The sequence below is a fragment of the Streptomyces sp. NBC_00354 genome (assembly GCF_036106915.1).
Lineage (GTDB): Bacteria > Actinomycetota > Actinomycetes > Streptomycetales > Streptomycetaceae > Streptomyces.
Genome location: NZ_CP107983.1, coordinates 2,846,933 through 2,872,707, shown reverse-complemented (window position 1 = coordinate 2,872,707; position 25,775 = coordinate 2,846,933). Strand labels below are relative to the sequence as shown.

At 71.9% G+C, this 25,775-nt stretch carries 23 protein-coding genes; 12 read left to right on the top strand and 11 right to left on the bottom strand.

What is annotated here, in order from left to right; genetic code table 11:
• Positions 1 to 54: 54 nt before the first annotated feature.
• Both scy and mce read right to left on the bottom strand, forming a co-directional pair.
• Positions 55 to 4,590, bottom strand: coding sequence for a polarized growth protein Scy (scy, locus tag OHT74_RS12495; RefSeq protein WP_328620271.1), 4,536 nt, complete (start codon positions 4,588 to 4,590; stop codon positions 55 to 57).
• A 192-nt stretch (positions 4,591 to 4,782) separates the two neighbouring features.
• Complete coding sequence (gene mce, locus OHT74_RS12490; protein ID WP_030153803.1) at positions 4,783 to 5,211, bottom strand: methylmalonyl-CoA epimerase; 429 nt, start codon at positions 5,209 to 5,211, stop codon at positions 4,783 to 4,785.
• Positions 5,212 to 5,348: 137 nt separating this feature from the next.
• On the opposite strand from mce, the gene OHT74_RS12485 reads away from it, so the two are divergent.
• Complete coding sequence (locus OHT74_RS12485) at positions 5,349 to 6,545, top strand: acetyl-CoA C-acetyltransferase (protein ID WP_266625368.1); 1,197 nt, start codon at positions 5,349 to 5,351, stop codon at positions 6,543 to 6,545.
• Between the two features lie 65 nt (positions 6,546 to 6,610).
• Complete coding sequence (meaB, locus tag OHT74_RS12480; RefSeq protein ID WP_266663644.1) at positions 6,611 to 7,570, top strand: methylmalonyl Co-A mutase-associated GTPase MeaB; 960 nt, start codon at positions 6,611 to 6,613, stop codon at positions 7,568 to 7,570.
• A gap of 114 nt (positions 7,571 to 7,684) precedes the next feature.
• Here the strand turns inward: meaB and OHT74_RS42135 are convergent, their stop codons facing one another.
• The 6 genes from OHT74_RS42135 to OHT74_RS12455 form a co-directional block, all read right to left on the bottom strand.
• The gene (locus OHT74_RS42135) at positions 7,685 to 7,759 is read right to left on the bottom strand and encodes a 50S ribosomal protein bL37 (RefSeq protein WP_099895366.1); all 75 of its coding nucleotides are present in this window, start codon (positions 7,757 to 7,759) and stop codon (positions 7,685 to 7,687) included.
• 94 nt (positions 7,760 to 7,853) lie between these two features.
• Entirely contained in the window at positions 7,854 to 8,429 is a 576-nt protein-coding gene (locus OHT74_RS12475; protein WP_328620270.1) for a PepSY domain-containing protein, read from the bottom strand.
• A gap of 128 nt (positions 8,430 to 8,557) precedes the next feature.
• Positions 8,558 to 9,034, bottom strand: a complete 477-nt coding sequence (locus tag OHT74_RS12470) for a MarR family winged helix-turn-helix transcriptional regulator (RefSeq protein WP_266672684.1) — start codon at positions 9,032 to 9,034, stop codon at positions 8,558 to 8,560.
• Between the two features lie 63 nt (positions 9,035 to 9,097).
• On the bottom strand, positions 9,098 to 9,928 hold the full coding sequence (locus OHT74_RS12465; RefSeq protein WP_266663640.1) for an AIM24 family protein: 831 nt from the start codon (positions 9,926 to 9,928) through the stop codon (positions 9,098 to 9,100).
• Complete coding sequence (locus OHT74_RS12460) at positions 9,925 to 10,575, bottom strand: AIM24 family protein (protein ID WP_030295230.1); 651 nt, start codon at positions 10,573 to 10,575, stop codon at positions 9,925 to 9,927. The genes OHT74_RS12465 and OHT74_RS12460 overlap by 4 nt, the downstream gene beginning before the upstream one ends.
• Positions 10,575 to 11,213: an AIM24 family protein gene (locus tag OHT74_RS12455; RefSeq protein ID WP_266663638.1), complete on the bottom strand. Its 639-nt coding sequence runs from the start codon at positions 11,211 to 11,213 to the stop codon at positions 10,575 to 10,577. The genes OHT74_RS12460 and OHT74_RS12455 overlap by 1 nt, the downstream gene beginning before the upstream one ends.
• Before the next feature lie 201 nt (positions 11,214 to 11,414).
• Between OHT74_RS12455 and OHT74_RS12450 the strand changes: the two genes are divergently transcribed.
• The 4 genes from OHT74_RS12450 (at position 11,415) to OHT74_RS12435 (ending at position 15,985) form a co-directional block, all read left to right on the top strand.
• Positions 11,415 to 11,765 carry a DUF3817 domain-containing protein gene (locus tag OHT74_RS12450; RefSeq protein ID WP_030295226.1) on the top strand — a complete coding sequence of 117 codons (351 nt, stop codon included), beginning with the start codon at positions 11,415 to 11,417 and terminating at the stop codon, positions 11,763 to 11,765.
• Complete coding sequence (locus OHT74_RS12445) at positions 11,762 to 12,052, top strand: MTH1187 family thiamine-binding protein (RefSeq protein ID WP_266663635.1); 291 nt, start codon at positions 11,762 to 11,764, stop codon at positions 12,050 to 12,052. Before OHT74_RS12450 ends, OHT74_RS12445 begins: the two co-directional genes overlap by 4 nt.
• Positions 12,053 to 12,208: 156 nt before the next feature.
• Positions 12,209 to 13,984, top strand: a complete 1,776-nt coding sequence (locus tag OHT74_RS12440) for a glycosyltransferase family 2 protein (RefSeq protein WP_328620269.1) — start codon at positions 12,209 to 12,211, stop codon at positions 13,982 to 13,984.
• A gap of 3 nt (positions 13,985 to 13,987) precedes the next feature.
• Positions 13,988 to 15,985, top strand: a complete 1,998-nt coding sequence (locus OHT74_RS12435) for a galactose oxidase-like domain-containing protein (RefSeq protein WP_328620268.1) — start codon at positions 13,988 to 13,990, stop codon at positions 15,983 to 15,985.
• A gap of 51 nt (positions 15,986 to 16,036) precedes the next feature.
• On the opposite strand, the gene OHT74_RS12430 is transcribed toward OHT74_RS12435, so the two are convergent.
• Together OHT74_RS12430 and OHT74_RS12425 are read right to left on the bottom strand one after the other, a co-directional pair.
• The gene (locus tag OHT74_RS12430) at positions 16,037 to 17,086 is read right to left on the bottom strand and encodes a glycoside hydrolase family 6 protein (RefSeq protein WP_328620267.1); all 1,050 of its coding nucleotides are present in this window, start codon (positions 17,084 to 17,086) and stop codon (positions 16,037 to 16,039) included.
• Between the two features lie 123 nt (positions 17,087 to 17,209).
• Entirely contained in the window at positions 17,210 to 18,205 is a 996-nt protein-coding gene (locus tag OHT74_RS12425; protein ID WP_328620266.1) for an ArsR/SmtB family transcription factor, read from the bottom strand.
• A gap of 251 nt (positions 18,206 to 18,456) precedes the next feature.
• Here OHT74_RS12425 and OHT74_RS12420 point away from each other — a divergent pair, with 251 nt between their 5' ends.
• The 4 genes from OHT74_RS12420 (at position 18,457) to OHT74_RS12405 (ending at position 22,472) form a co-directional block, all read left to right on the top strand.
• Entirely contained in the window at positions 18,457 to 19,749 is a 1,293-nt protein-coding gene (locus tag OHT74_RS12420) for an MFS transporter (RefSeq protein ID WP_328620265.1), read from the top strand.
• A gap of 21 nt (positions 19,750 to 19,770) precedes the next feature.
• Complete coding sequence (locus tag OHT74_RS12415; protein WP_266663623.1) at positions 19,771 to 20,280, top strand: MarR family winged helix-turn-helix transcriptional regulator; 510 nt, start codon at positions 19,771 to 19,773, stop codon at positions 20,278 to 20,280.
• Between the two features lie 74 nt (positions 20,281 to 20,354).
• A complete protein-coding gene (locus OHT74_RS12410; RefSeq protein ID WP_266663621.1) occupies positions 20,355 to 20,684 on the top strand; it encodes a DUF3817 domain-containing protein in 330 nt (109 codons plus the stop codon).
• Between the two features lie 87 nt (positions 20,685 to 20,771).
• Positions 20,772 to 22,472 (top strand): acyl-CoA mutase large subunit family protein, encoded by a 1,701-nt coding sequence (locus OHT74_RS12405; protein WP_266663619.1) that lies wholly within the window; start codon positions 20,772 to 20,774, stop codon positions 22,470 to 22,472.
• 90 nt (positions 22,473 to 22,562) lie between these two features.
• Here OHT74_RS12405 and OHT74_RS12400 read toward each other — a convergent pair whose 3' ends face one another.
• Positions 22,563 to 23,189 (bottom strand): TetR/AcrR family transcriptional regulator, encoded by a 627-nt coding sequence (locus OHT74_RS12400; RefSeq protein ID WP_266663617.1) that lies wholly within the window; start codon positions 23,187 to 23,189, stop codon positions 22,563 to 22,565.
• A 260-nt stretch (positions 23,190 to 23,449) separates the two neighbouring features.
• Between OHT74_RS12400 and OHT74_RS12395 the strand changes: the two genes are divergently transcribed.
• Together OHT74_RS12395 and OHT74_RS12390 are read left to right on the top strand one after the other, a co-directional pair.
• Positions 23,450 to 24,454: a tetratricopeptide repeat protein gene (locus OHT74_RS12395; protein WP_328620264.1), complete on the top strand. Its 1,005-nt coding sequence runs from the start codon at positions 23,450 to 23,452 to the stop codon at positions 24,452 to 24,454.
• A 607-nt stretch (positions 24,455 to 25,061) separates the two neighbouring features.
• Complete coding sequence (locus OHT74_RS12390; RefSeq protein WP_266663613.1) at positions 25,062 to 25,700, top strand: DUF6230 family protein; 639 nt, start codon at positions 25,062 to 25,064, stop codon at positions 25,698 to 25,700.
• Positions 25,701 to 25,775: the final 75 nt, after the last annotated feature.

The following is a 25,775-nucleotide window of genomic DNA, read 5'->3' as shown; positions in this document are numbered from 1 at the left end:
GCTTGTCACTCGTTCGCCTGAACCTTCATCAGGAACACACATCTCGCTCGCTGACTAGCCCTCCGACGACTTGCCACCCGTACGAGTGGAACCCGCAGCAGCCCCCGCCTTCACGCCCCCCGCGCCCTGGCCGCCGACCGCGGGCTTTCCGCCACCCGAAGGCGCCTCGAATGATTCCAACGCCTCAAGAACGTCCTGGACACGGGAGATCTCCGCCTGAATGTCCTCGCGCCTGCGCACCAGGACCTCCAGCTCACGGCGCCCCTCGTCGACCAGCCGCTCCGCCTCCGCCTTCGCCTGCGTGAGGGCCTTCTCGGCCTCCCGGGTCACCTCGGCCTTCTTCTGCTCGGCCTCCTTGAGCAGCGCCTCGGCCTTGCGCACCGCCGCGATCCGGACCTTGCTCGCCTCGCTGCTCGCGTCCGACACCAGCGCCTTGGCCTTCGCCTCGGCCTCGACGCTCTGCTCGGTCGCCGCCCGGACCAGCTTGTCCACGCGCTCGCCGGCCGACTTCATCTGCTCGGCCGACTCCCGGCGGGCCCGCTCGTGCAGCTCCTCGACCTCGCCCTCGACGCGGGAGCGCAGCTCCTCCGCCCGCTCCCTTATGGCAGCGGCGTCCGTACGCGCCCCGACGAGCAGCTCGTCCGCGTCCGTACGGGCCTTCTCCACCAGGGAGTTGCCCTCGACCGTCGCCTCCGAGGAGATCCGCGCGGCCTCCTTGCGGGACGCGTCGACCATCGCGTCGGCCTGCTCCTCGGCCGCCGTAGTGGCGGCCAGGGCCTGCGCCCGGGCATCGGAGGCGAGCTTGTCCGCCTCGGACGCGGCCTCGGTGATGAGCCGGTCCACCTGCTCCGCAGCCTCGCTGCGCCGCTTGTTGGCCTCCTCGCGGGCCTCGTCGAGCAGCCGCTCGGACTCCGCGCGGGCTTCCGTACGGGTGCGCTCCGCCGCGGTCGCCGCCTCGGCCTTGACGCGCTCGGCCTCCGACCGGGTACGGGTCGCGTGCTCCTGCGCCGAGGCCAGGGCCTCCGACGCCTCCGCACGCAGCCGTTCGGCCTCGGCCTGGGCCTCGCCGACCGTGCGCTCGTTGTCCTTGCGGGTCTGCTCGGTGAGCTTGTCCGCCTCGGACGCCGCCTCGGTGATGAGCCGGTCCGCCTGCTCGGCGGCCTCGCTGCGCTGCCGGCCCGCCTCCGCGCGCGCCTCGTCGAGGGTCCGCTCGGACTCCCGCTCGGCGCTCGCCAGGGTCTCGTTCGCCGCGACCGTGACCCGGTCCGCCTCCGCGGTGGCCTCGCCGATGATCCGGCCGCCCTCCGCGCGGGCGTCGTCCAGGGTCTGCGCCGCCTCCGTGCGCAGCCGCTCGGCCTCCGACGCTGCCTCGCCGACGGTGGCCTCGTTGGCCGCACGCGTCTCGTCGACCAGCCGGTCGCCCTCGTTGCGGGCGTCGACCAGGATCCGCGTCGCATCCCGCTCGGCCGCGGCCAGCATGTCGGTGGCCTGCCGGGTGAGCCGCTCGGCCTTCGCCGTCGCCTCGCCGACCGTCGCCTCGTTCGCGGAACGCGTCTCGTCCGTGAGCCGCTCCGCCTCGGACGCGGCCTCGGTGATGAGCCGGTCCGCCTGCTCCGCGGCCTCGGTACGCAGCCGGTTGGCCTCCGAGCGCGCCTCGTCCAGGGTGCCCGCCGCCTCGGTGCGGGTGGCGTCGGCCGCCTCGGCCGCCTCGGCGGTGATCCGCTCCGCCTCCGCGGTGGCCTCGCCGACGGTGGCCGCGTTGGCCGCCAGGGTCTCCTCGGTGAGCCGCTCGGCCTCCGCCGTCGCCTCGGCGACGATCCGGCCGCCCTCGGTGCGCGAGGACTCCAGGGACTCCGCCGCCTCGCCGCGGATCCGGTTCGCGTCGTCACGTGCATCGGCCCGGGTACGGGTCGCGTCGCGCTCGGCCGCGGCCAGCGCGTCCGTCGCCTCCGTACGCACCCGCTGTGCGTACTCGGCGGTGTCGCTGCGCAGCTGCTCCGCCTCGGCGATCGCGTCGCCGACCGTGCGCTCGGCCAGCGCCTTCGCCGCGTCCGTCTCGGAACGCGCCTCGCTGCGGATCCGGTTGGCGTCCTGGGTGGCCCGCTCGCGCTCGTCGTAGGCGTCCGCGCGGACGCGCGCAGCCTCCTCCTCGGCCTCCGTCTTCGTACGCTCCGCCGCGTGCTCGGCGGCGCTGCGCAGCCCGGTGATCTCCTCCTCGGCCTGCTCGTGCAGACCGGCCACGGAGTCGCGTACCTGCTGGGCGGTGGTCTCCGCCGCCGACACCAGCTCCGCGGCGCGCCGCTCCGCCTCCTCGGTCAGGCGGGCCGCCTCGGCCTGCGCCTCCTCGGAGCGCTTGCGGGCCGCGGCCAGCAGCTCCTCGCTCTGCTCGCGGGCCTGGGCCCGCTCGCTGTCCGCGTCGGTCCGGGCCGACGCGAGGGTCTCCTCGGCCTCCCGGCGGCGCCGGGCGGCCTCTTCCTGTGCGGCGGCCAGCGCCTCGGCGGCCTCCGCGGCGACCCGCTCGGCGGCGGCCTTGGCCTCCGCACGCAGCCGGTCCGCGGTCTCCTGCGCCTCGATGCGCACCCGCTCCGCCTCGGACTCCGCCTCGCTGCGCAGCCGTACGGCGACCTGCTCGGCCTCCGCCCGTGCCCGCCCGGCGTCGTCCGCCGCGTCCGTGCGCAGCTGGTCGGCCTCCGCCTCCGCCTGCGCCTGGAGGTTGCGGATCCGCTCCGCCGACCCGGCGCGCAGGCGGTCGATCTCCTCGGTGGTCTCCCGGCGGATGTTCTCCGCCGCCCCGCGGGCGTCGCGCAGCGTCTGCTCGGCCGTGCCCAGCCGGCTCTCGGCCTCCGAGTGCAGGCGTACGAGCTCCTCGTCGGCCTCCGCCCGCTTCGCGGCGACGGCCTGCTCGGCCTCCTCGCGCCGTGCACGCGCCGCCGCGTCGGCCTCGGCCCGCACGGCCTCCGCCTGCTCCTCGGCCTCGCCGCGCAGCCGCTCCGCCTCGGTGCGGGTCCGCTCGAGGGTCTCCTCGGCCTGCTTGCGCAGCGTGGTGGCCCGCTCGACCGCTTCGGCCCGGACCCGCTCGCTCTCGGCGCTCGCCCCGCCGCGCAGCTCGTCCGCGTCCGACTTGGCCTTGCCCAGCAGCTCCTCGGCGGTCCGGGCCGCCTCCTCGATCTGCTGGACCGCCTCGCGGCGGGCCTCGCCGCGGATCCGCTCGCCCTCGGCGACGGCCTCGGCGCGCAGCTGCTCGGCCTCGCCGCGCAGCCGCCGGGCCTCCTCCTGGAGTTCGACGGTCCGGGCCCGGTACTCCTCGGTGTCGTCCTTCGCGGCGCCCTTGAGCTCGTCGGCCGTGGTGGCCGCCTGCAGGCGCAGCCGGTCGGCCTCGGACTCGGCCTCGCGGCGGATCCGCTCCGCCTCCTCGGACGCGGCGCGGGTGGTGGCCCGCGCGTCCTCCGAGGCCTTGTTCAGTACGTCCTCGGCCGTGCGGGCCGCCTTCGCCAGCTGGGCGGCCGTGTCCTCGGCCGCCGCCGCGCGGGCCTGCTCCGCGGCCTCGGCGCGCAGCCGCTCGACGCCGGCGCGGGCGTCGGCGAGGGTCTGCTCCGCCTCGGCCTTGAGGGCCTCGGCCTCCTTGGTGGCCTCGCCGACCAGCCGGGCGACCTGCTCCTTGGCGGTGCGGGTGCGCTGCTCGTTGACGGACTCCGCCGACGCGAGCTGCCGGGCGGAGCTCTCCTTGGCGTCCGCGAGGAGCTTCTCGGCCTCGGCGCGCGCGGAGCGCAGGGCGCCGTCGGCCTCCTGGGCCCGCTGCTCGGCGACCCGACCGAGGTCGAGGGTCTGCTGCCGGGTCTGCTCGGCCTCGGCGGAGGTGCTCGTACGCAGCCGCTCCGCGTGCTCGGTGGCCTCCTGGGCCTGCGAGGAGGCGGCGGTCAGCAGCCGCTCGGCCTCCTTGCGGGCGCGCAGCAGGGTGGCTTCGGTCTCCGCACGGGCGGCCTCGGCGTCGGCGGCCAGCCGGCGCCGGGTCTCCTCGGCGACGCGTGCGGCCTCGGCGCGGGCGGCGTTCAGGGACTGCTCGGCCTCGGCGCGGGACTCGTCCATGAGCCGGCGGGCCTGGGACTCCGTACGGGCGCGCAGCTGCTCGGCCCAGGCGACGTTCTCGTTGACGTGCGCCTCGACGGTCTGGCGGCGCTCGTTGAGCTCCTGGTCCAGGCGCTGGCGGCGGTTGACGGCCTCGGCGTGCAGCTCGGCCTGCAGGCGCGACTGGTGCTCGGCGTGCTCCTGCAGGATGCGCTGGGTCTGCGCCCGGGCATCGCGCAGCTCGCGCTCGGCGTCCGAGCGCATCTGGTCGGCCTGGATCTGGGCATTACGGAGCAGCTGCTCCGCCTGGTAGCCCATGTCCGCGCCGTCGTAGGCGGGGCGGGACGCCAGATTGCGGCGTACCTCGTGGAGCTTGGCGCGCAGCACCTCGACCTGGTACCCGAGGTCTTCGGCGTGCTGGACGGCCTTCCCGCGCTCCTTCTTCAGCCGCTCCATCTCGGCTTCGAAGCGCGAGAGATGGTCGGCTTCAGCCTGATGGCTCTCCTGGCTTTCGTAGCCCCGCACAGCGCGGTCCCATCCGTCCCCTGGTCGCAAGCTCACTCCCAATTGAGCATCGCTCGCCCGCTGAACGACGCCCCCGGGGAATGGTGTCAGATACCGGGGCAGGGATCACAGGCCCCGACCCCGTCTCCGCACCGAACCCCGGCCGAGCCATGGCCACTCTACCGGCCGGGGAATCGGGCCATCAGTGGTCCATCAATGGTCGGGGTTGGAGGTGACCAGTTCGGTGAGGACTCCGTGGCAGTCCTTGGGGTGGAGGAAGGTGATCGAGGAGCCCATCGAGCCCGTGCGGGGCTGGTCGTAGAGGACCCGGACACCCTTGCCGCGGATGGCCTCCGAGTCGCCCAGGACGTCCTCGGTGCCGAAGGCGATGTGGTGCACACCCTCGCCGTTCTTGGCCAGCCACTTGCCCACCGCGGAGTCCTCGCGGGTCGGCTCGAGGAGCTGGAGGTAGGAGGCGCCGCCGTCGGAGGTCCCGTTGATCTTGAGCATGGCCTCGCGCACGCCCTGCTCCTCGTTGACCTCGGAGTGGAACACCTCGAAGCCGTACGTGGCACGGTAGAACTCGACGGTCTTGTCCAGGTCGAAGCAGGCGATCCCGATGTGGTCGATTCTTGTCAGCATGGGACCAGTGCACCGCCGAGGAGGGTGGTCACGCAACGTGCCAGCGATCACACCGACTGCCCGGTGACGGCGCGGGTACTGCTCAGTACATTCAGGTAAACCCTCGTTCACTCCTCATCTTCAAGGGGCTGTGCTCCATGTCCGGAACGAACAACACCACGTCAGTGATCGTCGCCGGGGCCCGCACGCCCATGGGGCGGCTGCTCGGCTCGCTGAAGTCCTTCTCGGGCGCCGACCTCGGCGGGTTCGCCATCAAGTCCGCGCTGGACCGGGCCGGCATCGCCGGTGACCAGGTGCAATACGTGATCATGGGCCAGGTGCTGCAGGCCGGCGCGGGCCAGATCCCCGCCCGCCAGGCCGCCGTCAAGGCCGGCATCCCCATGAACGTGCCGGCGCTCACCATCAACAAGGTGTGCCTCTCCGGCCTCGACGCGATCGCGCTGGCCGACCAGCTGATCCGCGCCGGCGAGTTCGACATCGTGGTCGCGGGCGGCCAGGAGTCCATGACCAACGCCCCGCACCTGCTGCCGAAGTCTCGAGAAGGCTTCAAGTACGGTGCGATCGAGATGCTGGACGCGATGGCCTACGACGGCCTCACCGACGCCTTCGAGAACATCGCGATGGGCGAGTCCACCGAGAAGCACAACACCCGCCTGGGCATCGAGCGCGCCCCGCAGGACGAGTTCGCCGCCGCCTCGCACCAGCGGGCCGCCGCCGCGCAGAAGAACGGCGTCTTCGAGGCCGAGATCACCCCGGTCGAGATCCCGCAGCGCAAGGGCGACCCGGTCGTCTTCTCCCAGGACGAGGGCATCCGCCCGGAGACCACGGTGGAGTCCCTCGGCAAGCTGCGCCCGGCCTTCGCGAAGGACGGCACGATCACCGCCGGCACCTCCTCCCAGATCAGCGACGGCGCGGCCGCCGTGGTCGTGATGAGCAAGGCGAAGGCCGAGGAGCTGGGCCTGGAGTGGATCGCCGAGATCGGCGCCCACGGCAACGTGGCGGGTCCGGACAACTCGCTGCAGTCGCAGCCGTCGAACGCGATCCTGCACGCCCTGAAGAAGGAGGGCCTCGAGGTCTCCGACCTGGACCTCATCGAGATCAACGAGGCCTTCGCGGCGGTCGCCGTGCAGTCAATGAAGGACCTCGGCGTGACCCCGGAAAGGGTGAACGTCAACGGTGGCGCCATTGCCCTGGGCCACCCGATCGGCATGTCCGGCGCCCGCGTGGTGCTGCACCTCGCGCTGGAGCTGAAGCGCCGGGGCGGCGGGGTCGGCGCGGCCGCACTGTGCGGCGGCGGCGGCCAGGGCGATGCCCTGATCATCCGGGTTCCTTAACCGGCACAGCCCGCAGAAGCAGCCGTAGCGGTAAACCGCAGCGAGAACCGAGGAGCGCAGCACGTATGACGGTGGACGTCCCCCAGCTGGTGGCCCAGGCGCGTGAGGGCAGGCCGAGGGCGGTGGCCCGGCTGATCTCGCTGGTCGAGGGGGCGTCCCCGCAGCTGCGCGAGGTGATGGCAGCGCTGGCCCCGCTGACGGGCGGGGCGTACGTGGTGGGCCTGACCGGATCCCCGGGCGTCGGCAAGTCCACGTCGACCTCGGCGCTGGTCTCCGCGTACCGCAAGGCCGGCAAGCGGGTCGGCGTCCTCGCCGTCGACCCGTCCTCGCCGTTCTCCGGCGGTGCGCTGCTCGGCGACCGGGTCCGGATGTCGGACCACGCCTCCGACCCGGGGGTCTACATCCGCTCCATGGCCACCCGCGGCCACCTGGGCGGCCTCGCCTGGGCCGCCCCGCAGGCGATCCGGGTGCTGGACGCGGCCGGCTGCGAGGTGATCCTGGTCGAGACGGTCGGGGTCGGGCAGTCGGAGGTGGAGATCGCCTCGCAGGCCGACACCTCGGTGGTGCTGCTGGCCCCCGGGATGGGCGACGGGATCCAGGCCGCGAAGGCGGGCATCCTGGAGATCGGCGACGTGTACGTGGTGAACAAGGCGGACCGGGACGGCGCGGACGCGACCGCCCGGGAGCTGAACCACATGCTGGGGCTGGGCGAGGCACGGGGCCGGGAGGACTGGCGGCCGCCGATCGTGAAGACGGTCGCGGCCCGCGGCCAGGGCATCGACGAGCTGGTCGAGGCCCTGGAGAAGCACCGGGCGTGGATGGACGAGCGCGGGGTGCTGGCCGACCGCCGTACGGCCCGGGCCGCGCGCGAGGTGGAGACCATCGCGGTGACGTCCCTGCGGGCCCGGATGGCGGACGTACACGGGGACGCCCACCTCGACGCCCTGGCGGCCCGGGTCGCGGCCGGCGAGCTGGACCCGTACGCGGCCGCGGACACGCTCCTGGCGACGCTCACGGAGGCCTGAGCGGGCCGCAGGCCCGCGTAGGGCCCGCGGCCGCCTCCGTAACGGCGTACGCACGCGAGAGCCGCGCCCCGGTTCTTCCGGGGCGCGGCTCTCGTACGTCTGCGGGGCGACCGGTCAGGCGTTGGGACGCTTGCCGTGGTTCGCCTTCTTCTTCTTGCGTGCTCGCTTCTTGTTGCCGCGCTTGGCCATGACGCCACTCCCTCGAAGATCGGGGTAATCCGGGCGTTCGCCAGTCTAGGGGCGCCCGATCCGGTCCGCATCGGAACCCGCGGACCGGCGCGCGTCAGTCGTCGTCGTTGTCGTCGCCGTCCGAGTCCGAGCCGGACACCGTCGCCTTGCCCGTCGTGGCGTCGACGTGGACGTTCGTGGTCTTGCCGCCGGACTTGACCTCGACGTTCCAGTAGCGGGAGCCGTTGTCGTCATCGTCGTCCCATTCCACCGACCAGACCTGGCCGGGGTGGGCGGCGACGGCCGCCTTCATCGCCTGCTGGGCGGTGACTTTCGCGGCGAGCAGCTCCTTGTTCCCGCCGCTGTCGCCGTCGCTGTCGTCGTCCGCGTTGTCGGTGAACACCTTGCCGCTGCGGGAGTCGACCGTCACTTCCGCGTGCTTGCCGTCCTTGCCGATGATGTCGACGTGCCAGACGGCGTCGTCCTTGTCGAGGGACTCCACGACACCGGGGTACTTCTTCAGCGCGGCGGCCGCGGCCCCCTCTGCGTCCACGTCGGCGCGCGCCGAAGCGGCCGCCGAGGCGGTTCTCGCCGCGTCGGCCGTGTGTGCGGCGGCGGCCGCCACCGGGCCCCCGAACGCCAGGACCACGGCCGCGGCCGACGCGACGTACGTCTTGTGCTTGCTGTGCATGGCTGACCTCCTCGGGCCGGCCATGCGCTTACGGTTGCCCGGCGGGCGGCCGGCGAGCGAGCGTTACCACCCATTCTCCGGGCTGCCGCCGGGGACGGCACCCGGGATGGGCGCCGTCCGGGGTGGTGTCAGGCCTTGCCGCGCTGGTCGCGCAGGTGGCTCGCGACCGGCTCCAGCGAGGCGCGCAGCGCCGCCAGGGCCTCCGGCGGCAGCAGGTCGATGAAGTGCCGGCGGACGGACGCCACGTGGTGCGGGGCGACCTTCCGCATGAGCTCCATGCCCTCGTCCGTCAGCACGGCGTACAGCCCCCGGCGGTCGGACTCGCAGTTCACGCGGACGACCAGGCCGGCCGTCTCCATGCGGGTGATCTGGTGGGACAGCCGGCTCTTGGACTGCAGCGTCGACGTGGCGAGATCGCTCATCCGCATCCGGTGGTCCTCGGACTCCGAGAGGTTCACGAGGATCTCGTAGTCGTTGTTGGTGAGTCCGAAGGGCTGGAGATCCTTTTCCAGCTGGTGCATCAGCAGTCTGCTGACGTCCAGATGGGTGCGCCAGGTGCACTGCTCGGATTCGGTCAGCCAGCGCGTGGCCGTCTCGGTCTCCATGGTCTCCATGAATGAACTCTACCTAAGAAGTTGAATTACGTACAAAAAATGGAAAGCTGAAGATCACAGTCCGAGGCGCCGCTGGATGTCACCCAGCTGCCCCGGCATCCGCGGTACGCCCAGCTGCCCCAGCGGGCCCTGCTGGCCGTGGCCGCCGCCGTACCCGGCCCCGGGCACGCCCGCCGATTCCGCGCCGGCGCCGACCGCTCCGACGGCCTTCTCCGCCATCAGCATCTCCGACGACTGCAGCAGCACCGTCCCGGCCCCGACGAACTCGAACTGGTGCTCCTCGCCGGAGCTGCCGCCGATGCCGGTCAGCGAGCGCAGCCCGCCGATGACACCCGACATGTAGCCGTGGTCGTAGTGGTGGCAGGGGGACGGGCAGTCCGCCCAGCCCACCAGCGCCTGCGGGTCCACGCGCATCGGCGGCTCCATGAACACCACCGGCCCGTTGGACGCCGCCACGAACTTCCCCGTTCCGATCAAGGTCAGGAACCCCGGCACGATCGACTGCTTGAGGGCGAGCGTGGGCTGGTAGGCCAGCAGGTTGCCCGACCGGATCGTCAGGTTCCCATTGTCCAGGTCGTACGAGTTCACGTCGAAGGCACGGTCGGCCAGCAGCATCTTGCCCTGGCCCTCGGCCACCACCCAGTCGGCCGCGTGCATCGGCGAGTGGAAGCTGGTGCGCAGCAGCCGGTCGAAGCGGCCGTTGCCGACGCCGTTGAACTCCATGCGCCCGTAGTAGGCGATCATCTTGCCCTTCTGCAGGAACCACTGGCTCCCCTTGAGCTCCACGCAGAAGGTGTACGCGTTCACGTTGTCGTCGGAGGGCAGGGTGTGCGGGTCGAAGACCGTCGGGCCTCCGGGCCCGCCGATGACAGGGCCAAAGTTCACAGCTTCTCCTCCGAGGCCTGCACGTACACCGCTCCCTGGCCCGACAGCTCCAGCTGGAACGCCTCGCCCGAGCCGCGCCCCACCATGTCGCGCCAGCCGAGCGCGGTGGAGAGTTTGTTCCTGACGTCCCCGTGGTGTGCCACGTACGCCTGCGGGTCGACGTGGACCGGCCGGTTCGGGGTGATGGGGAGCTCGATGACCCCGCCGTGGGCCATCACGGCCACCGAGCCGTGCCCCTTGAGGGTGGTGGTGAACAGGCCCTGGCCGGTCACCTGACCGCGGACCATGCCCATGACGCCGCCCTGCGAGCCCATGAACATCGTGCCCTGCTGCAGGGTGCCGTCGAAGGCGAGCAGCCGGTCGGCCTCGACGTACAGGGTCTCCCCGGTCAGGCCGATCACCTGGATGTGGTGGCCGCCGTGGCCGAACATCACGGTGCCGCTGCCCTCGACCGTCATCAGCGGAGTCTGCTCGTTCGCCACGCGGCGCCCGATCATGCCCATCACCCCGCCCTGACCGCCGGTCAGGCTCGGGGTGAAGGAGACCTCGCCGCGGTACGCGAGCATCGCGCCGCGCTGGCTGTACATCCGCTGCCCCGGGATCACCTGGGCCTCGACCATCTTCGAGTTGATCTCGCGGAACGGCATCAGATGTCGCCCCCGATGGTGTTGCGCTCGCTGGGCTGCACGTAGACCAGGCCCTCGCCCTCGAAGCGGATCTGGAACGACTCGCCGGAGCCCTCGCCGATCAGCGTCCGGAAGTTCACCCCGGACTGGAAGGACTGCTGGAGGTTGCCGGTGTGCGCGATGTACGCCCCCGGGTCGACGGCGAGCGGGTACTGGCCGCTGACGCGCAGCACGACGGCCGGGCCGTCGGACATGATCGCCGCCTGGCCGGAGCCCTCGACGGTCGTCGTGAACAGGCCGTTGCCCGTCGTCGCGCCGCGCAGCCCGGTGAAGGTCGTGCCGGTGCGCAGCCCCGCGTCGGTGCACAGCAGGTTGCTGGACTCGACGTAGAGCTTCTCACCGCGCAGGTTCACCAGGTTGATCTCGCTCGCGCGGTCGGCGAAGAAGCAGGTGCCGTGCCCCTGCACTTCCATCACGGTCATCTGCTCACCCGTCAGTCGACGGGTCACCATGCCCCGGAGGCCTTCGCCGCCGCCGGTCATCTTCTTGAAGGCCATCTGGCCGTCGTACGCAACCATGGAGCCGTTTTTCGCTTTCACGGCATCCCCGGTCAGGTCGACGGCGAGCACCTTGCTGCCTTGGAGTCGGAACTGAGCCACGGGATGACGTTATCGGCAGCGGGCGAAGGCGAACAGGGCCCCGTGGCCTATATCCGGCGACTGCGGCATCTCGCACACCCGCGGCGCTCCTGGGGCACACCCGCGGCGGGCCCGTCGGACCCCCGCGGACCCCCGGTCAAGATCCCGCAATGCGGCTGAGACACTGGGACGGACCCCCGGCCACCACCCCGAAGGCTCACCGTGGACATCAAGACCGCTTCCGCCCTGCACCGGCTGCGCCTCGTCTCCGTACCGGAGGCGCTGTCGTTCCCGGCCCTGCTGATCTTCGGCTCGCTGCTGAGCCGGATCTCCGACATCGACTACCTGATGATGCCTCTCGGTGGCCTGCACGGGATCCTGTTCCTCATCTACCTGGTCTTCCTGGCCGATGTCTGGAACAAGGCGAAGTGGCCGGCCAAGAAGGCCGCCCTGTTCTTCGTGCTCGCGCTGGTGCCCTTCGGCGGCCTGTACGGCGACAAGCTGCTCAAGCGCGAGGAGGCCGACAGCGTGCTGGCGGCCCGGGCCCGGCGCGAGGCGGCGAACGCCGCATGATCGTCGCGTTCTCGGTGACTCCGCTGGGGGTCGGCGAAGAGGTCGGCGAGTACGTGGCCGATGCGGTGCGCGTCGTACGGGAGTCGGGTCTGCCGAACCGCACCGACGCGATGTTCACCTCGGTCGAAGGTGAGTGGGACGAGGTGATGGACGTGGTCAAGCGTGCGGTGGCGGCCGTGGAGGAGCGGGCGCCGCGGGTGTCGCTCGTCCTGAAGGCCGACATCCGTCACGGGGTGGTGGACGGGCTGACGTCGAAGGTGGAGACGGTGGAACGCCACCTGGCCTGACCCGGCCCACCCCACCCCTCACCCGGACCACTCGTACGGCCCTGTCCGGGGGCGGCTGCGCGGAACCCCCCTTTCGGCCGAGTCCAGTTCGACATGCTCATGGTTTGTCACCTTTTGTGGTGAGAGAGACCCTGGGCTTCGAGCACTGGAGGGGCCGTGCGGCCGGAAGGCTTCGACTACGAGACCCACAGCCGTCTCGCCGGCCCGTTCGCGGACCCGGACCGCACCGCCTACCGGGTGGGCTACCGCTCCCTGCTCTCGCGCGAGGAGCTCCGCACCCGAATACGCGCCGTCCTCCTCATGGCGCTGGCCCCCCTCGCCGCGGCCGGACTGCTGCTCTACCTCGTCTGGCCCACGCACTGGACCGTCCGGGAGGGCGGCGACCGCTGGCTCGTCCGGTGTGACGCCGCGATGCTCGTGTGCATCGCCTTGATCATGCTGTTCATGCTGGTCAACGTCGTGTCCGTGGCCCACGCCACGCTGGTCGCCCGCGACCCGGTCCCCGTACCGCCCGAACCCGGCACCAAGGTCGCGTTCCTGACGACGTTCGTCCCCGGCAAAGAGCCGCTCACCATGGTGCAGGGCACCCTCCTGGGGGCGGTCGCCCTCCGGCACGACGGTCCGCTCGACGTGTGGCTGCTGGACGAGGGGGACGACCCCGAGGCCCGGGCCCTGTGCGCGGAGCTCGGCGTACGGCACTTCACCCGCAAGGGCATAGCCGGCTGGAACACCCGCAAGGGCGCCCACCGGGAACGGACCAAGCACGGCAACTACAACGCCTGGCTCGTCGCACACGGCGACGACTACGAGTTCTTCGCCTCCGTCGACACCGACCACGTTCCGCTGCCGAACTTCCTGGAGCGGATGCTCGGCTACTTCCGCGACCCGGACACCGCCTTCGTCGTCGGCCCGCAGGTGTACGGCAACTACACCTCCGCCGTCACCAAGGCCGCCGAGTCCCAGCAGTACCTCTTCCACGCCCTGATCCAGCGCGCGGGCAACCGCTACGGCGCCCCCATGTTCGTCGGCACCAACAACGCCGTGCGGATCAGCGCCCTCCGGCAGGTCGGCGGGCTCTACGACTCCCTCACGGAGGACATGGCCACCGGCTTCGAGCTGCACCGGCGGCGCAATCCCGACACCGGGCGGTTCTGGAGGTCCGTCTACACCCCCGACGTACTCGCCGTCGGCGAGGGGCCGGCCTCGTGGACCGACTTCTTCACGCAGCAGCTGCGCTGGTCGCGGGGCACGTACGAGACCCTCTTCCGGCAGTACTGGAAAGGGTTCTTCCGGATGCCCCCGGGGCGCCGCCTCAACTACACCCTGATGCTCGTCTACTACCCGATGACGGCCGTCAACTGGCTGCTCGGGATCCTCAGCTGCGTCCTGTTCCTGTGGCTGGGCGCCTCCGGCACCCAGGTCTCGTCCGAGGTGTGGCTCATGCTCTACACCGACGCGGCCGCGCTCCAGGTGGGCCTGTACCTGTGGAACCGCCGGCACAACATCTCCCCCCACGAGCCCGCGGGCTCCGGCGGCCTGGCCGGCATGGCGATGTCCGCGATCTGCGCACCCGTCTACCTCATGTCCCTCGGCGCGGCCCTGCTGCGCACCCGGGGCCGGTTCGTCGTCACCCCCAAGGGCGGTGACGCCAGCGCCGACCGGCTCATGACCTTCCGGATCCACCTCTTCTGGGCCGCCGTCCTGGCCCTCTCCCTCGCGGCCTCGGTCCGCCTCGGCCACACGCACGCGGCGATGCGCACCTGGGCGGTGCTCGCCCTGCTGATCACCCTCGCCCCGGTCGCCGTGTGGGGCTGGACCCTGCTGCGCGAGCGCCGGGCCCCGGCCCGGGCGGCAGCCCTCGACATCGGGCTCGGCCACGGGCCGGGTGAGGAGCCGGAGCCGGCGTTCGCCACACCGACGGGAGGGGGCTGAGCCATGGCGTACCGGCCCTCGAAGCAGTTCAAGAACACCGTTCTGGGCACCGGGGCCGTGGTGGTGCTGGCCGCGCTCAACGCGCCCGCCGCGCTCTCCTTCGCGCAGGAGCGCTACCACGCGTACAAGATCGGCCAGTCCGGCTACAAGATCCAGTACGGCTCGTGGGGGCAGGTCCGGCTCCCCGAGGAGTACCGGATCAACGCCATGCACGCGGCCCTGCTGCACACGGGCAAGGTGCTGCTGATCGCCGGCTCCGGCAACAGCCAGAAGAAGTTCGACAAGGGCACCTTCGACACCGTCCTGTGGGACCCGGGGGACGACAGCTTCAAGAAGATCCCCACGCCGGAGGACTTCTTCTGCTCGGGCCACAGCCAATTGCCCGACGGACGGCTGCTGGTGGCGGGCGGCACCGCCCGGTACGAGGTCCTCGACGGCAAGGTCACCCGCGCGGGCGGCGGCATGCGGGTCAAGAACGAGAGCCCCGACAAGGCGGCCAGTCTGAAGAAGGGCACCCGGTTCCGGTCCCCGTCCGGGGTCGAGTACGTGTCGAAGTTCGACGTCACCGTTCCGAAGGCCAAGCGCGAGTTCGAGATCACGTACGGGCGCGCCGGGCACGTGAAGCCCTGGCAGACCAAGGTGGTCGCCGCGGAGGCGCGGGTCTTCGTCGAGGCGGTGAAGGCGGGCGCCGAGGGGCTGACGACCGAGGCCGCGCAGTACCGGGTCGTCGGGCTCAAGGGGAAGGACGCCGACAACGTCTACGGGCTCGCCGAGCGGCTGAGCGTCGACAAGCAGGACTTCCAGGGGATCAGATCGGCGTACGAGTTCGACCCGAAGGCGGAGAAGTACGTCCCGGTCGACCCGATGAAGGACGCCCGCTGGTACCCGACGCTCGTGGCGCTGCAGGACGGGCGGGTGCTCGCGGTCTCCGGACTCAACGACGTGGGCGACATCGTCCCCGGCGACAACGAGTACTACGACCCGAGGACGAAGCAGTGGACCCGGGGCCCCTTCCGCTACTTCCCGACCTACCCCGCGCTCTTCCTCATACAGGGCGGCAAGCTGCTCTACACCGGGTCCAACGCGGGCTACGGCCCGAAGGACAAGGGGCGCGAGCCCGGTGTGTGGGACCTCAAGACCAACAAGTTCACCGAGGTGGCGGGGCTGGCGGACCCGGACCGGCTGGAGACCTCGTCCTCGGTGCTGCTGGCGCCCGCCCAGGACCAGAAGGTGATGGTGCTGGGCGGCGGCGGGGTCGGCGAGTCGAAGCTGTCCTCGAGCCGGACGGCGATCGTGGACCTCAAGGAGGACAGCCCGGTCTTCCGCTCCTCCGCGCGGCTGCCGCAGGGCACCCGGTACCTGAGCAGCGTGCTGCTGCCGGACGACTCCGTGTTCACCACCGGCGGTTCCCGCGACTACCGGGGCCGGGGCGCCAGCGACATCCACAAGGCGCAGTTCTACTACCGGCGCACCGACTCCTTCGTGGCCGCCGCCGATCCGTCGGTGGGCCGCAACTACCACTCCGAGGCGCTGCTGCTGCCCGACGGGCGGGTCGCGACCTTCGGCTCCGATCCGCTCTTCGCGGACAAGGACAACACCCGGCTCGGCAAGTTCGAGCACCGGCTGGAGGTCTACTCGCCGCCGTACCTGTACCGGGACCCGGCGCGGCGGCCCGTCCTGGGGGCCGGGCCGTCCGAGGTCGGCCGGGACGGGCGGGCCACGTTCGCGGCGGCCCACCCGGAGCGGATCCGGCGGGCCCGGCTGATGCGGCCGAGCGCGGTCACGCACACCACGGACGTCGAGCAGCGGTCGATCGAGCTCGGGCTGACCAAGGCGGCCGGCTCGGTGACGGTCGAGGTGCCGAAGGACCCGACGCTGGTGCCGCCGGGCTGGTACATGCTGTTCGTGACGGACGCGGACGGGACGCCTTCGGTGGCGAAGTGGCTCCAGGTGCGGGCTCCGAAGCCGGTGCCGGAGCCGGTGCCGGTGCCGGGGGAGTAGCCCCTGGCGGGGGTGGCCGCTCCTTGCTCCGCACTCCTTGCCTCTTGCTCCTTACTCCTTGCTGCGGGCGGCCAGGCCGAGTGCGTAGTCCGCCCACCACTTGCCCGCCCCCGGGCCGCCGCGGCAGGGACCGTCGGATTCGCCGGGCCGCTTGATCCAGAGGTACGCGTCGACGAGCGGGTCGCCCGTCCTGTCGGTCGGCGGGACGCCGAGGGCGCGGCCCGGCGGATTGCACCAGGCCTCCTGACCGTCGCCGGGGAGCGGGCCCGCGCCGTTGCGGCTGGTGTCGATGACGAAGTGCTTGCCGTGGGCCGCGCGGGAGATGCGGGCGCCGTACTCCCGGCCGGCCGCGTCCGGCTGGAAGTTGGAGACGTTGAGGGAGAAGCCGTCGGCCTGGTCGAGCCCGGCCTTGTAGAGGGGTGCGACCAGTTTCATCGGGTCCGGGATCCAGGCCGGATTGCCGGCGTCCAGGTAGACCTTGGTGTTCCGGTTCTTCTTCAGCCGGGTGACGGCCTCGGCGAGGAGCCGCAGGCGCTCGTCGTGGTGGTCGGCCTGGGTGCAGCCGTCCACGATGTGCGGGACGGCGTCCGGTTCCAGGACGACCACGGCCTTGGCGTCGCCGATGCCGTCGGCGAAGGCGCCGATCCAGTTGCGGTACGCGGTGGCGTTCTTCGCCCCGCCGGCCGAGTGCCGGCCGCAGTCGCGGTACGGGATGTTGTACGCGGTGAGCACCAGGACCCGGCCCGCCGGCCTGGCGCCCTTCGCGGCCCGGCGGATCTCGGGACCGGGGTCGTCGCCGGGCCCCCACAGGGCCATGGGCCGTTCCGAGATCCGGCGCAGGACCTGGGCATCGCTGTTGCGGCCCTGGGCCTCCCAGGCGGCGACCTGCCGGGCGGCGTCGCTCTGGGGGTCCACCCAGAACGGGGATGCGGCGGGCGCGGCCTGGCCCGGTGCCTCCGGCGGAGCCTCCGCGGGGGCGTGCGAGGGGGCGGACTCCCGGGCGGCTTCCGGACTGCCGCAGGCGGAGGCCGCGGCGAGCAGCAGCGCGAGGCCGAGTGCGGCGGTGAGGGGTCTGGGGCGTGGGCTGGGTCGGCCTGGCATCCGGGTTCCTCGGGACGAAGGGTCGGTACGCGGAATCAAGGACCGGCATATCGTGACATGACGGTCAGTGAGCCCTGCTCCGCGACACCGCAGGTGCCGCCGCCTGGAGGCACCGGAACCCGGCTACACCGACCGGGAGCCCGTGGTCAGGGCGATGGCGAGCGGGGTGCGCTCGTAGAGGATCCGGTGGCCGTGACGGGCCGAGATCAGCAGGCCCGCCCCGTGCAGGGCTTTCAGGTGCGCCGAGACCGTGGCCGGTGCCAGGCCGAGCCGGCGGGCCAGCGCCGTCGTGGAGGCGGGCTCGTCCAGCGCGCACAGCACGTCCGCCCGGCCCCGGCCCAGCAGCCGTGCCAGCGCCTGCGGGGTCGGGCCCGGCGAAGCCGTCCACAGGGCACCGATACCGCGCGCCGGGTAGACCAGCGTCGGCTGCCAGGGCGGGTCGTACCCCCCGACCACCTCCGGCCACACGAACGCGCTCGGCATCAGGAGCAGGCCCTGCCCGTCCAGGGAGCGGTCGTGGTGGGTCGGGCGGTCGATGGTGAGCGTGTCGTCCGACCACCTGAGGTCCGGGTGGAGGCCGTCGAAGAGCGCCTCCAGCCCGCCCGCCGCCAGCCGCCGCGAGTGGAACAGGATGTCCGCCTCCAGCAGCTCCCGCAGCCGCGGCCAGTGCGGGACGATCAGCGCGGCCCACGCCTGCTCGTACAGATCGGCCAACTCCTGTACGGCCCGGGCCGGATCCGCGAGCATCCGCCGCCCGAGGCCGCTCTCGGCGGCTCCCGGTGTGCAGACGAGGGCGCGCCGCAGGTCCTCGCGCAGCGCCTCCGGATCGGCGGCCGAGGACCGTACCCGGGCCAGCTCCTCCTCGAAGGTGACGGAGGGGCCGACCGGCGGCGGGCTCAGGAAGTCGGGGTTGTGGCCGGTGCGCGGCATCAGCAGCCACAGCGGCCGCAGGTCCAGCCCGTCGGCGGCCGCGCGGATCTGCCGCAGCCAGGGCAGGTGGTACGCCTGCCGGGCGGGCATCATCAGGGTCCGGACCGCCTCCTGGGTCTCCCAGCGGGGCGAGATCGAGAACCGGCAGCGCAACAGGTCCCCCGGCCCGAACCGGAAATGGAACACCATGCCGCTCCCTCCGGGGTGGTCTGCGGTTTCCGCTGCGCGGAGCCTCTCCCCGCCCCGCCCTTTCGCCGTTTCCCGGGGCACGGCCCCGGGCCCCGCGCCCGGCCGCGGCGCCGCTGTCGGGGGTGCCGGCCCCGAACCCCCGCGCCTCAAACGCCGGCGGGGCTGGTCGGTGGCGGGCGAGGCTGGGCCCAGTGATTCGGCAGAGGACGAATCACTGTTGCACCCCCACTGTAGCCCCGCAGGGTCAGCGCATGTCCACCGCCAACGAGGCCTCGTCCGGACCGTCCGCCGGACCGTCTGCCCAGCCCGCCCCGACCGGCCCCACCGCCGGCTACCGGTCCGTCTTCCGGGTCCGGGAGTTCCGGCCCGTCTTCGCCGCGCACCTCATGTCCGTCCTCGGCATCGTCGTCGCCGAGATCGCCCTCACCGTCCTCGTCTTCCGCACCACCGGCTCGCCCCTGATGAGCGCGCTCACCTTCGCCCTGGGCTTCCTCCCGTACGCCCTCGGCGGCACGCTCCTCGCCGGGATCGCCGACCGACGGCCCGCCCGCCGGGTCCTCGTCGGGTGCGACCTCGTCTGCGCAGCCTGCGCGGCGGCCATGGTCCTGCCCGGCACCCCCGTCGCGGGGCTCCTCGTCCTGCGCTGCGCCATGGCCTTCGTCGCACCGCTGTTCCAGGGCACGCGCAACGCCTCCCTCGCCGACATCCTCGGCCCCGGCGACGCCTTCGTCCTCGGCCGCTCGCTGATGCGCATGGTGGCCCAGAGCGCCCAGCTCATCGGCTTCGGCCTCGGCGGGCTGCTGCTCACCGTCCTCGCCCCGCGCGCGGCCATCGCGCTGACCGCCGCCGGGTTCCTGTGCTCGGCCCTGCTGCTGCGCTTCGGCACCCGGGCCCGGCCGGCCCGCGCCGCCGCCGACCGCACGTCCCCGCTCGCCGGGCTGCGCGCCGTCCTCGGCGACCGCCGGCTGCGGGCGCTCACCCTGCTGTTCTGGCTGCCGCCCGTCTTCGTCATCGCCCCCGAGGCGCTGCTCGTCCCGTACGCCGACGGCATAGGCGCCGGCACCGTCGCGCTGGGAGTGATGATGTGCGCCCTGCCCGTCGGCACCATCGCGGGTGAACTGTGGGCCGGCTCGGCGCTCGGCCCCCGTGCCCGCTCCCGGCTCGTGGCCCCGCTCGCCGCCGCCGGCCTGCTGCCGCTGCTCGTGTACGCCGTCCGGCCCGGGGTGGTGACCGTACTGGCCGCCCTGCTGCTCGCCGGTCTGGCGCACGCGTACACCCTCGGCCTCGACCAGTGGTACGTCGACGCCGTCCCGGACGAGCTGCGCGGCCGGGCGATGACCCTGCTGAGCACCGGTCTGATGACCCTCCAGGGCGTCGGCATGGCCCTGGCCGGGCTGGCCGCCGAGTTGCTGCCGGTGCACGTGGTCGTCGCCGGCGCCGCGGTGCTTGGCACGGCGGTGGTCCTGCTCCTCCTCGCCGAACTGCGGTCCGCGAACCGGCGGGAGGGCGGACCGAAGAATGAGACGGGGCCCACGGCCAAATGACCGCCCGGTAGGGTCGGGTACGTGTCCAAGCCGCTCAGCCTCCCCTTCGACCCCATCGCCCGCGCCGACGAACTGTGGCAGCGCCGCTGGGGGCCGGTGCCCTCGATGGCCGCCATCACCTCGATCATGCGCGCGCACCAGATCCTGCTCGGCGAGGTCGACTCGGTGGTCAAGCCGTACGGGCTGACCTTCGCGCGCTACGAGGCGCTGGTCCTGCTCACCTTCTCCAAGGCCGGCGAGCTGCCGATGTCGAAGATCGGCGAGCGGCTGATGGTCCACCCGACGTCGGTGACGAACACGGTGGACCGGCTGGTGCGGTCCGGGCTGGTGGCCAAGCGGCCGAACCCGAACGACGGCCGCGGCACGCTCGCCTCCATCACGGACAAGGGCCGCGAGGTCGTCGAGGCGGCGACGAAGGACCTCATGGCGGTCGACTTCGGGCTGCGCGCGTACGACGCCGAGGAGTGCCAGGAGATCTTCGCGCTCCTGCGCCCCCTGCGGATCGCCGCCGCGGACTTCGACGAGCAGTAGCAGCCGGGCAGTAGCGGCCGCCGTCACCGGGCCCCCGTCAAGATCGCGCAAAACGGATCGTTACGCTCGTATCCATGAAACGAAGCGTGCTGACCCGCTACCGCGTCATGGCCTACCTGACCGCGGTCATGCTGTTGATCCTCTGCACCTGCATGGTTTTCAAGTACGGCTTCGACACCGGCGCCGACCTGACCCTGGCGGTCTCCCAGGTGCACGGTGTGCTGTTCATGATCTACCTGGTGTTCGCCTTCGACCTGGGCTCCAAGGCCAGGTGGCCGTTCCCGAAGCTGCTCTGGGTGCTCGTCTCCGGCACGATCCCGCTGGCCGCCTTCTTCGTCGAGCGCAAGGTCCGCGCCGAGGTCGAGCCGCTGGTCGTGGACGCCGTGGCCACCGTCGACGCCTAGAGCGCCGCTCGCCCATCGGGTACCCCGGGGATACTCCCCGGGGTTTCCCATCGACATTTACTAGGACGTCCTAGTAAATTCGTGGGTATGGACGCTGACGCCATCGAGGAGGGCCGCCGCCGCTGGCAGGCCCGTTACGACAATGCCCGCAAGCGCGAGGCCGATTTCACCACGCTCTCCGGGGATGACGTCGATCCCGTCTACGGGCCCCGGCCCGGTGACTCGTACGAGGGATTCGAGCGCATCGGCTGGCCGGGGGAGTACCCCTACACCCGCGGCCTGCACGCCACCGGATACCGCGGCCGGACCTGGACCATCCGCCAGTTCGCCGGGTTCGGCAACGCCGAGCAGACCAACGAGCGCTACAAGATGATCCTGGCCGCCGGCGGCGGCGGGCTCTCCGTGGCCTTCGACATGCCGACCCTCATGGGGCGCGACTCCGACGACCCCCGCGCCCTCGGCGAGGTCGGCCATTGCGGGGTCGCCATAGACTCCGCCGCCGACATGGAGGTCCTGTTCAAGGACATCCCGCTCGGCGACGTGACCACGTCGATGACGATCTCCGGCCCGGCCGTGCCCGCCTTCTGCATGTACCTGGTCGCCGCCGAACGGCAGGGGGTGGACCCGGCCCAGCTCAACGGCACCCTCCAGACGGACATCTTCAAGGAGTACATCGCCCAGAAGGAGTGGCTCTTCGAACCCGAGCCGCACCTGCGCCTCATCGGCGACCTCATGGAGTACTGCGCGAAGGGCATCCCGGCGTACAAGCCGCTGTCCGTCTCCGGCTACCACATCCGCGAGGCCGGGGCCACGGCCGCGCAGGAGCTCGCGTACACCCTGGCCGACGGCTTCGGCTACGTGGAACTGGGCCTCTCCCGGGGCCTGGACGTGGACCACTTCGCCTCCGGCCTCTCCTTCTTCTTCGACGCGCACCTCGACTTCTTCGAGGAGATCGCCAAGTTCCGCGCCGCCCGCCGGATCTGGGCGCGCTGGATGAAGGAGGTGTACGGGGCGCAGAGCGAGAAGTCGATGTGGCTGCGCTTCCACACCCAGACGGCCGGCGTCTCGCTGACCGCGCAGCAGCCGTACAACAACGTCGTACGCACCGCGGTCGAGGCCCTCGCGGCCGTCCTCGGCGGCACCAACTCCCTGCACACCAACGCCCTCGACGAGACCCTCGCGCTGCCCAGCGAGCAGGCGGCCGAGATCGCCCTGCGCACGCAGCAGGTGCTGATGGAGGAGACCGGGGTGGCCAACGTGGCCGACCCGCTGGGCGGTTCCTGGTACGTGGAGCAGCTCACCGACCGCATCGAGGCCGACGCCGAGAAGATCTTCGAGCAGATCAGGGAGCGCGGCCTGCGCGCCCACCCGGACGGGCAGCACCCGATCGGACCGATCACCTCGGGCATCCTGCGCGGCATCGAGGACGGCTGGTTCACCGGGGAGATCGCCGAGTCGGCCTTCCAGTACCAGCGGTCCCTGGAGAAGGGCGACAAGCGGGTCGTCGGCGTCAACGTGCACCACGGGTCGGTGACCGGGGACCTGGAGATCCTGCGCGTCAGCCACGAGGTGGAGCGCGTGCAGGTCCAGGAGCTGGCCGCGCGCAAGGAGCGGCGCGACGACGCCAAGGTGAAGTCCTCGCTGGACGCCATGCTGGCCGCCGCCCGCGACGGGTCGAACATGATCCCGGCGATGCTGGACGCGGTGCGCGCCGAGGCCACGCTCGGCGAGATCTGCAACGTGCTGCGCGACGAGTGGGGTACGTACACGGAGCCGCCGGGCTTCTAGCCCGCCCCCGTTCGGCGGAAGGCCGGTCGTGGCGGCCCCTGCGGGGGCGGCCGGGACCGGCCTTTCCGTTCGCCCGGGCCGATCCGGGGCTCAGGCGTGGGCCGGGCCCTGGAGGCCGTGCATCAGGAGGGCCGTGAAGGTGGACACCCAGGCCTCGTCCACCGGCTCGCAGCTGACCAGCGCGCGGTGGACCACCGTGCCCGCGATCACGTCGAAGATCAGATCCGTGGTGCGGCCGGTGAGGCTCTCGTCCTCCTCGTACGGGAGTTCGCCGCGGGCCTGGGCCCGTTCGCGGCCCAGTACGACGAGACGTTTCTGCCGGTCCACGATCGCCGACCGGATCCGGTCGCGCAGGGCCTCGTCCCGGGTGGACTCGGCGACGACGGCCATCAGGGCCGTACGGGCCTCCGGCCGCCGCAGCAGCGCCGCGAACTGGAGGACCACGTTCTCTATGTCGGCTTCGAGGGAGCCCCGGTCGGGGAGCTCGAGGGAGTCGAAGAGCTCCGCGACCGCGTCCACGACCAGCTCGTTCTTGCCCGCCCAGCGGCGGTAGAGGGTGGTCTTGGCGACCCCGGCCCGGGCCGAGACGTCGCCCATCGTCAGCTTCGACCAGCCCAGCTCGACCAGCGCGTCCCGCGTCGCGGCGAGGATCGCCGCGTCCGCAGCGGCGCTGCGGGGGCGGCCGGTGCGTCCTGTCGGGGGGCTGGGCTTGCGCATGGCGCAGACCATACCCGTCGGTAGCGCAACCGGAGGTCCGCGAAATGCTGTGCTTGAGATCACGGGGCGCGAAGGGCCGCGAGGAGTTACGCTACGGCTCGTAGCGTAAGAGCGACGACCACGCGAAGAGCTACCGGCGCCAGGTGGGGACCCGGCGCCACACCACATGACTACCGCACAACCGATCGGTCCGACGAGGGCAAGAAGGCATTTCGGCCGATCTTTTTCGTCGGTGCGCACACACGGGGGAGGATGTACGCATGCAGCCCAGAAACATGTCCATGAGCGGCGTCGTCGACCTTGCCGCGGTGAAGGCGGCCGGCGAGGCCAAGGCGAAGGCCGAACAGGCCCGTGCCGAAGCGGCCCGGCAGTCCGCCCAGGGTGGCGCACCCGCGTCCGCGGGCGCCGTGCCGCCGTCCGCGCTCGTGATCGACGTCGACGAGGCCGGCTTCGAACGCGACGTCCTCCAGCTCTCCGCCGAGGTCCCGGTCGTCCTGGACTTCTGGGCCGAGTGGTGCGAGCCGTGCAAGCAGCTCAGCCCGCTGCTGGAGCGCCTGACGATCGAGGCGAACGGCCGCCTCCTGCTCGCCAAGGTCGACGTCGACTCCAACCAGATGCTGATGCAGCAGTTCGGCATCCAGGGCATTCCGGCCGTGTTCGCCGTGGTCGCGGGCCAGGTGCTGCCGCTGTTCCAGGGCGTGGCGCCCGAGCAGGAGATCCGCGCGACCCTGGCGCAGCTGGTCCAGGTCGCCGAGGAGCGCTTCGGGATCATCGGCATCGAGGTGGACCCGAACGCCGAGGGCGCTCCTGCGGGCGCCCCGGCCGCCGAGGCCGAGGCCCCGGCGGGCCCGTACGACGCGCTGCTCGAGGCGGCGGTCGTCGCGCTGGACGCCGGTGACCTGGGCGGCGCGGTGCAGGCGTACAAGAACGTACTGGCGGACGACCCGGCCAACAGCGAGGCCAGGCTCGGCCTGGCCCAGGCCGAGCTGCTCGCCCGGGTCAAGGACATGAACCCGCAGGCGGTGCGCGCCGCGGCGGCCGAGGACCCGAAGGACCCGGCGGCCCAGATCGCCGCCGCGGACCTGGATCTGGTCGGCGGCCACGTGGAGGACGCCTTCGGGCGCCTGGTGGACACGGTCCGGGTGACGGCCGGCGCCGACCGCGACGCGGTACGGGTGCGGCTGCTGGAGCTGTTCGAGGTCATCGGGGCGGACGATCCCCGGGTGGCGGCGGCGCGTACGGCGCTCGCGCGGGTGCTGTTCTAGAGCCCGCTCCGTGTCCCTTCCGGAAGCATCCGGGAGACCGCCGGACCACCGGCGATTTGTTGACACGGAGATAAACAGCGGCCGCACTTTGCCAAAACTTGGCAATTGCGGCCGCTGTTACTCGCAGTAAGAGGAACCCCGCGATCTGTCCGGTGTGTTCATAAATCCGACGCTCTGTCGTGGCCCTTGGTGACACCCTGCGTCGTCACCCGATGGCGCCGGGTCGATCCCCGGTTATCTTGCCGTTACCCGCCAGTAACGAACCCCCTTGTGTCCCGGCCTGGAATGGACCACGATCGGCGACGCTCGGTCCTTCCCGCAGAGCCGCTCATCCGGAGCCGCGTGGAGGGTCCCCACCGGGCCGGCCGGTGCCAGTGGCGCCGGCTGCGGGACAGGGGGGTCTTCGCCACACCGGCGGAGCCTGTCCTCCTGGTTGCGCGAACGCGTGACCCAGTGGTTGTCGCTCGGGGGTGAACGCCGGTGTACCGGACGCGGCTCTGTCGCGGCTCGGCCGCCTGCGCTTCTTCCCGAGGACGTAGCACTTCTCCCATCCCAGGACGGGTACGGCCCGGACCGGAGATGTACGTCCGAGAAGGAGGAACGAATAATGAGTTCTCAGGTTCGTGGCGGGACCAGATGGAAGCGCTTCGCGCTCGTCATGGTGCCGAGCATCGCGGCAACCGCCGCGGTCGGTGTGGGTCTGGCGCAGGGTGCCCTCGCGGCGTCCTTCGCCGTGTCCGGCCAGGACTTCAAGGTCTCGGCCGACAAGCTCGACGGTGACAACCTCATTCAGTACGGCGGTATCGCCGAGGGTCACGACCTCAAGGGCAACGCTGCGCACCACCCGGTGACCATCTCCGGGTTCAGCCACGCCGAGATCACCAACATGTGCCAGTCGCTGGTGACCCCGACCCCGCTGGGCAACATCACGCTGCAGCTGCGGACGGGCCACAAGGGCAAGCCGGCCGTCGCCGACAACATCTACCTGGATGTTGCGGAGCTCGACACCGACGCCGAGTTCAAGAACCTGGACATCGGTGTCGCCGTGGGCGACGCGAGCCACAAGACCAAGCCGCAGGCCGGTACGGTCGCGAGCCCCTACGCGTTCTCCCAGCGCGCCGACAAGGCGATTCTGTCGAACGTGCGCCAGAAGGCGTGGGCGACGACGGCGGGTACGTTCAAGCTGCCCGACCTCAAGCTGCGCCTGCTCGGCGGCGACCAGCCGTGCTACCAGGACGAGAAGTAATTCGTCCCGGAGCGTGACCGGAGGGGCGGTCGGTGCCGGCTGCAGCCGATTCCGCCCGCCCGTCCGGGGCTCCAC

Excerpts from the sequence above, each read along its gene's own strand:
- OHT74_RS12485 (WP_266625368.1), top strand. The coding sequence starts at position 5,349 with ATGTCCGGAACGAACAACACCACGTCAGTGATCGTCGCCGGGGCCCGC.
- OHT74_RS12425 (WP_328620266.1), bottom strand. The coding sequence starts at position 18,205 with ATGGTGTTCCATTTCCGGTTCGGGCCGGGGGACCTGTTGCGCTGCCGG.
- OHT74_RS12400 (WP_266663617.1), bottom strand. The coding sequence starts at position 23,189 with ATGCGCAAGCCCAGCCCCCCGACAGGACGCACCGGCCGCCCCCGCAGC.
- OHT74_RS12475 (WP_328620270.1), bottom strand. The coding sequence starts at position 8,429 with ATGCACAGCAAGCACAAGACGTACGTCGCGTCGGCCGCGGCCGTGGTC.
- OHT74_RS12390 (WP_266663613.1), top strand. The coding sequence starts at position 25,062 with ATGAGTTCTCAGGTTCGTGGCGGGACCAGATGGAAGCGCTTCGCGCTC.
- OHT74_RS12445 (WP_266663635.1), top strand. The coding sequence starts at position 11,762 with ATGATCGTCGCGTTCTCGGTGACTCCGCTGGGGGTCGGCGAAGAGGTC.
- OHT74_RS12470 (WP_266672684.1), bottom strand. The coding sequence starts at position 9,034 with ATGGAGACCGAGACGGCCACGCGCTGGCTGACCGAATCCGAGCAGTGC.
- OHT74_RS12395 (WP_328620264.1), top strand. The coding sequence starts at position 23,450 with ATGCAGCCCAGAAACATGTCCATGAGCGGCGTCGTCGACCTTGCCGCG.
- mce (WP_030153803.1), bottom strand. The coding sequence starts at position 5,211 with ATGCTGACAAGAATCGACCACATCGGGATCGCCTGCTTCGACCTGGAC.
- OHT74_RS12410 (WP_266663621.1), top strand. The coding sequence starts at position 20,355 with ATGAAACGAAGCGTGCTGACCCGCTACCGCGTCATGGCCTACCTGACC.
- OHT74_RS12460 (WP_030295230.1), bottom strand. The coding sequence starts at position 10,575 with ATGCCGTTCCGCGAGATCAACTCGAAGATGGTCGAGGCCCAGGTGATC.
- OHT74_RS12430 (WP_328620267.1), bottom strand. The coding sequence starts at position 17,086 with ATGCCAGGCCGACCCAGCCCACGCCCCAGACCCCTCACCGCCGCACTC.
- OHT74_RS12405 (WP_266663619.1), top strand. The coding sequence starts at position 20,772 with ATGGACGCTGACGCCATCGAGGAGGGCCGCCGCCGCTGGCAGGCCCGT.
- meaB (WP_266663644.1), top strand. The coding sequence starts at position 6,611 with ATGACGGTGGACGTCCCCCAGCTGGTGGCCCAGGCGCGTGAGGGCAGG.
- OHT74_RS12420 (WP_328620265.1), top strand. The coding sequence starts at position 18,457 with ATGTCCACCGCCAACGAGGCCTCGTCCGGACCGTCCGCCGGACCGTCT.
- OHT74_RS12435 (WP_328620268.1), top strand. The coding sequence starts at position 13,988 with ATGGCGTACCGGCCCTCGAAGCAGTTCAAGAACACCGTTCTGGGCACC.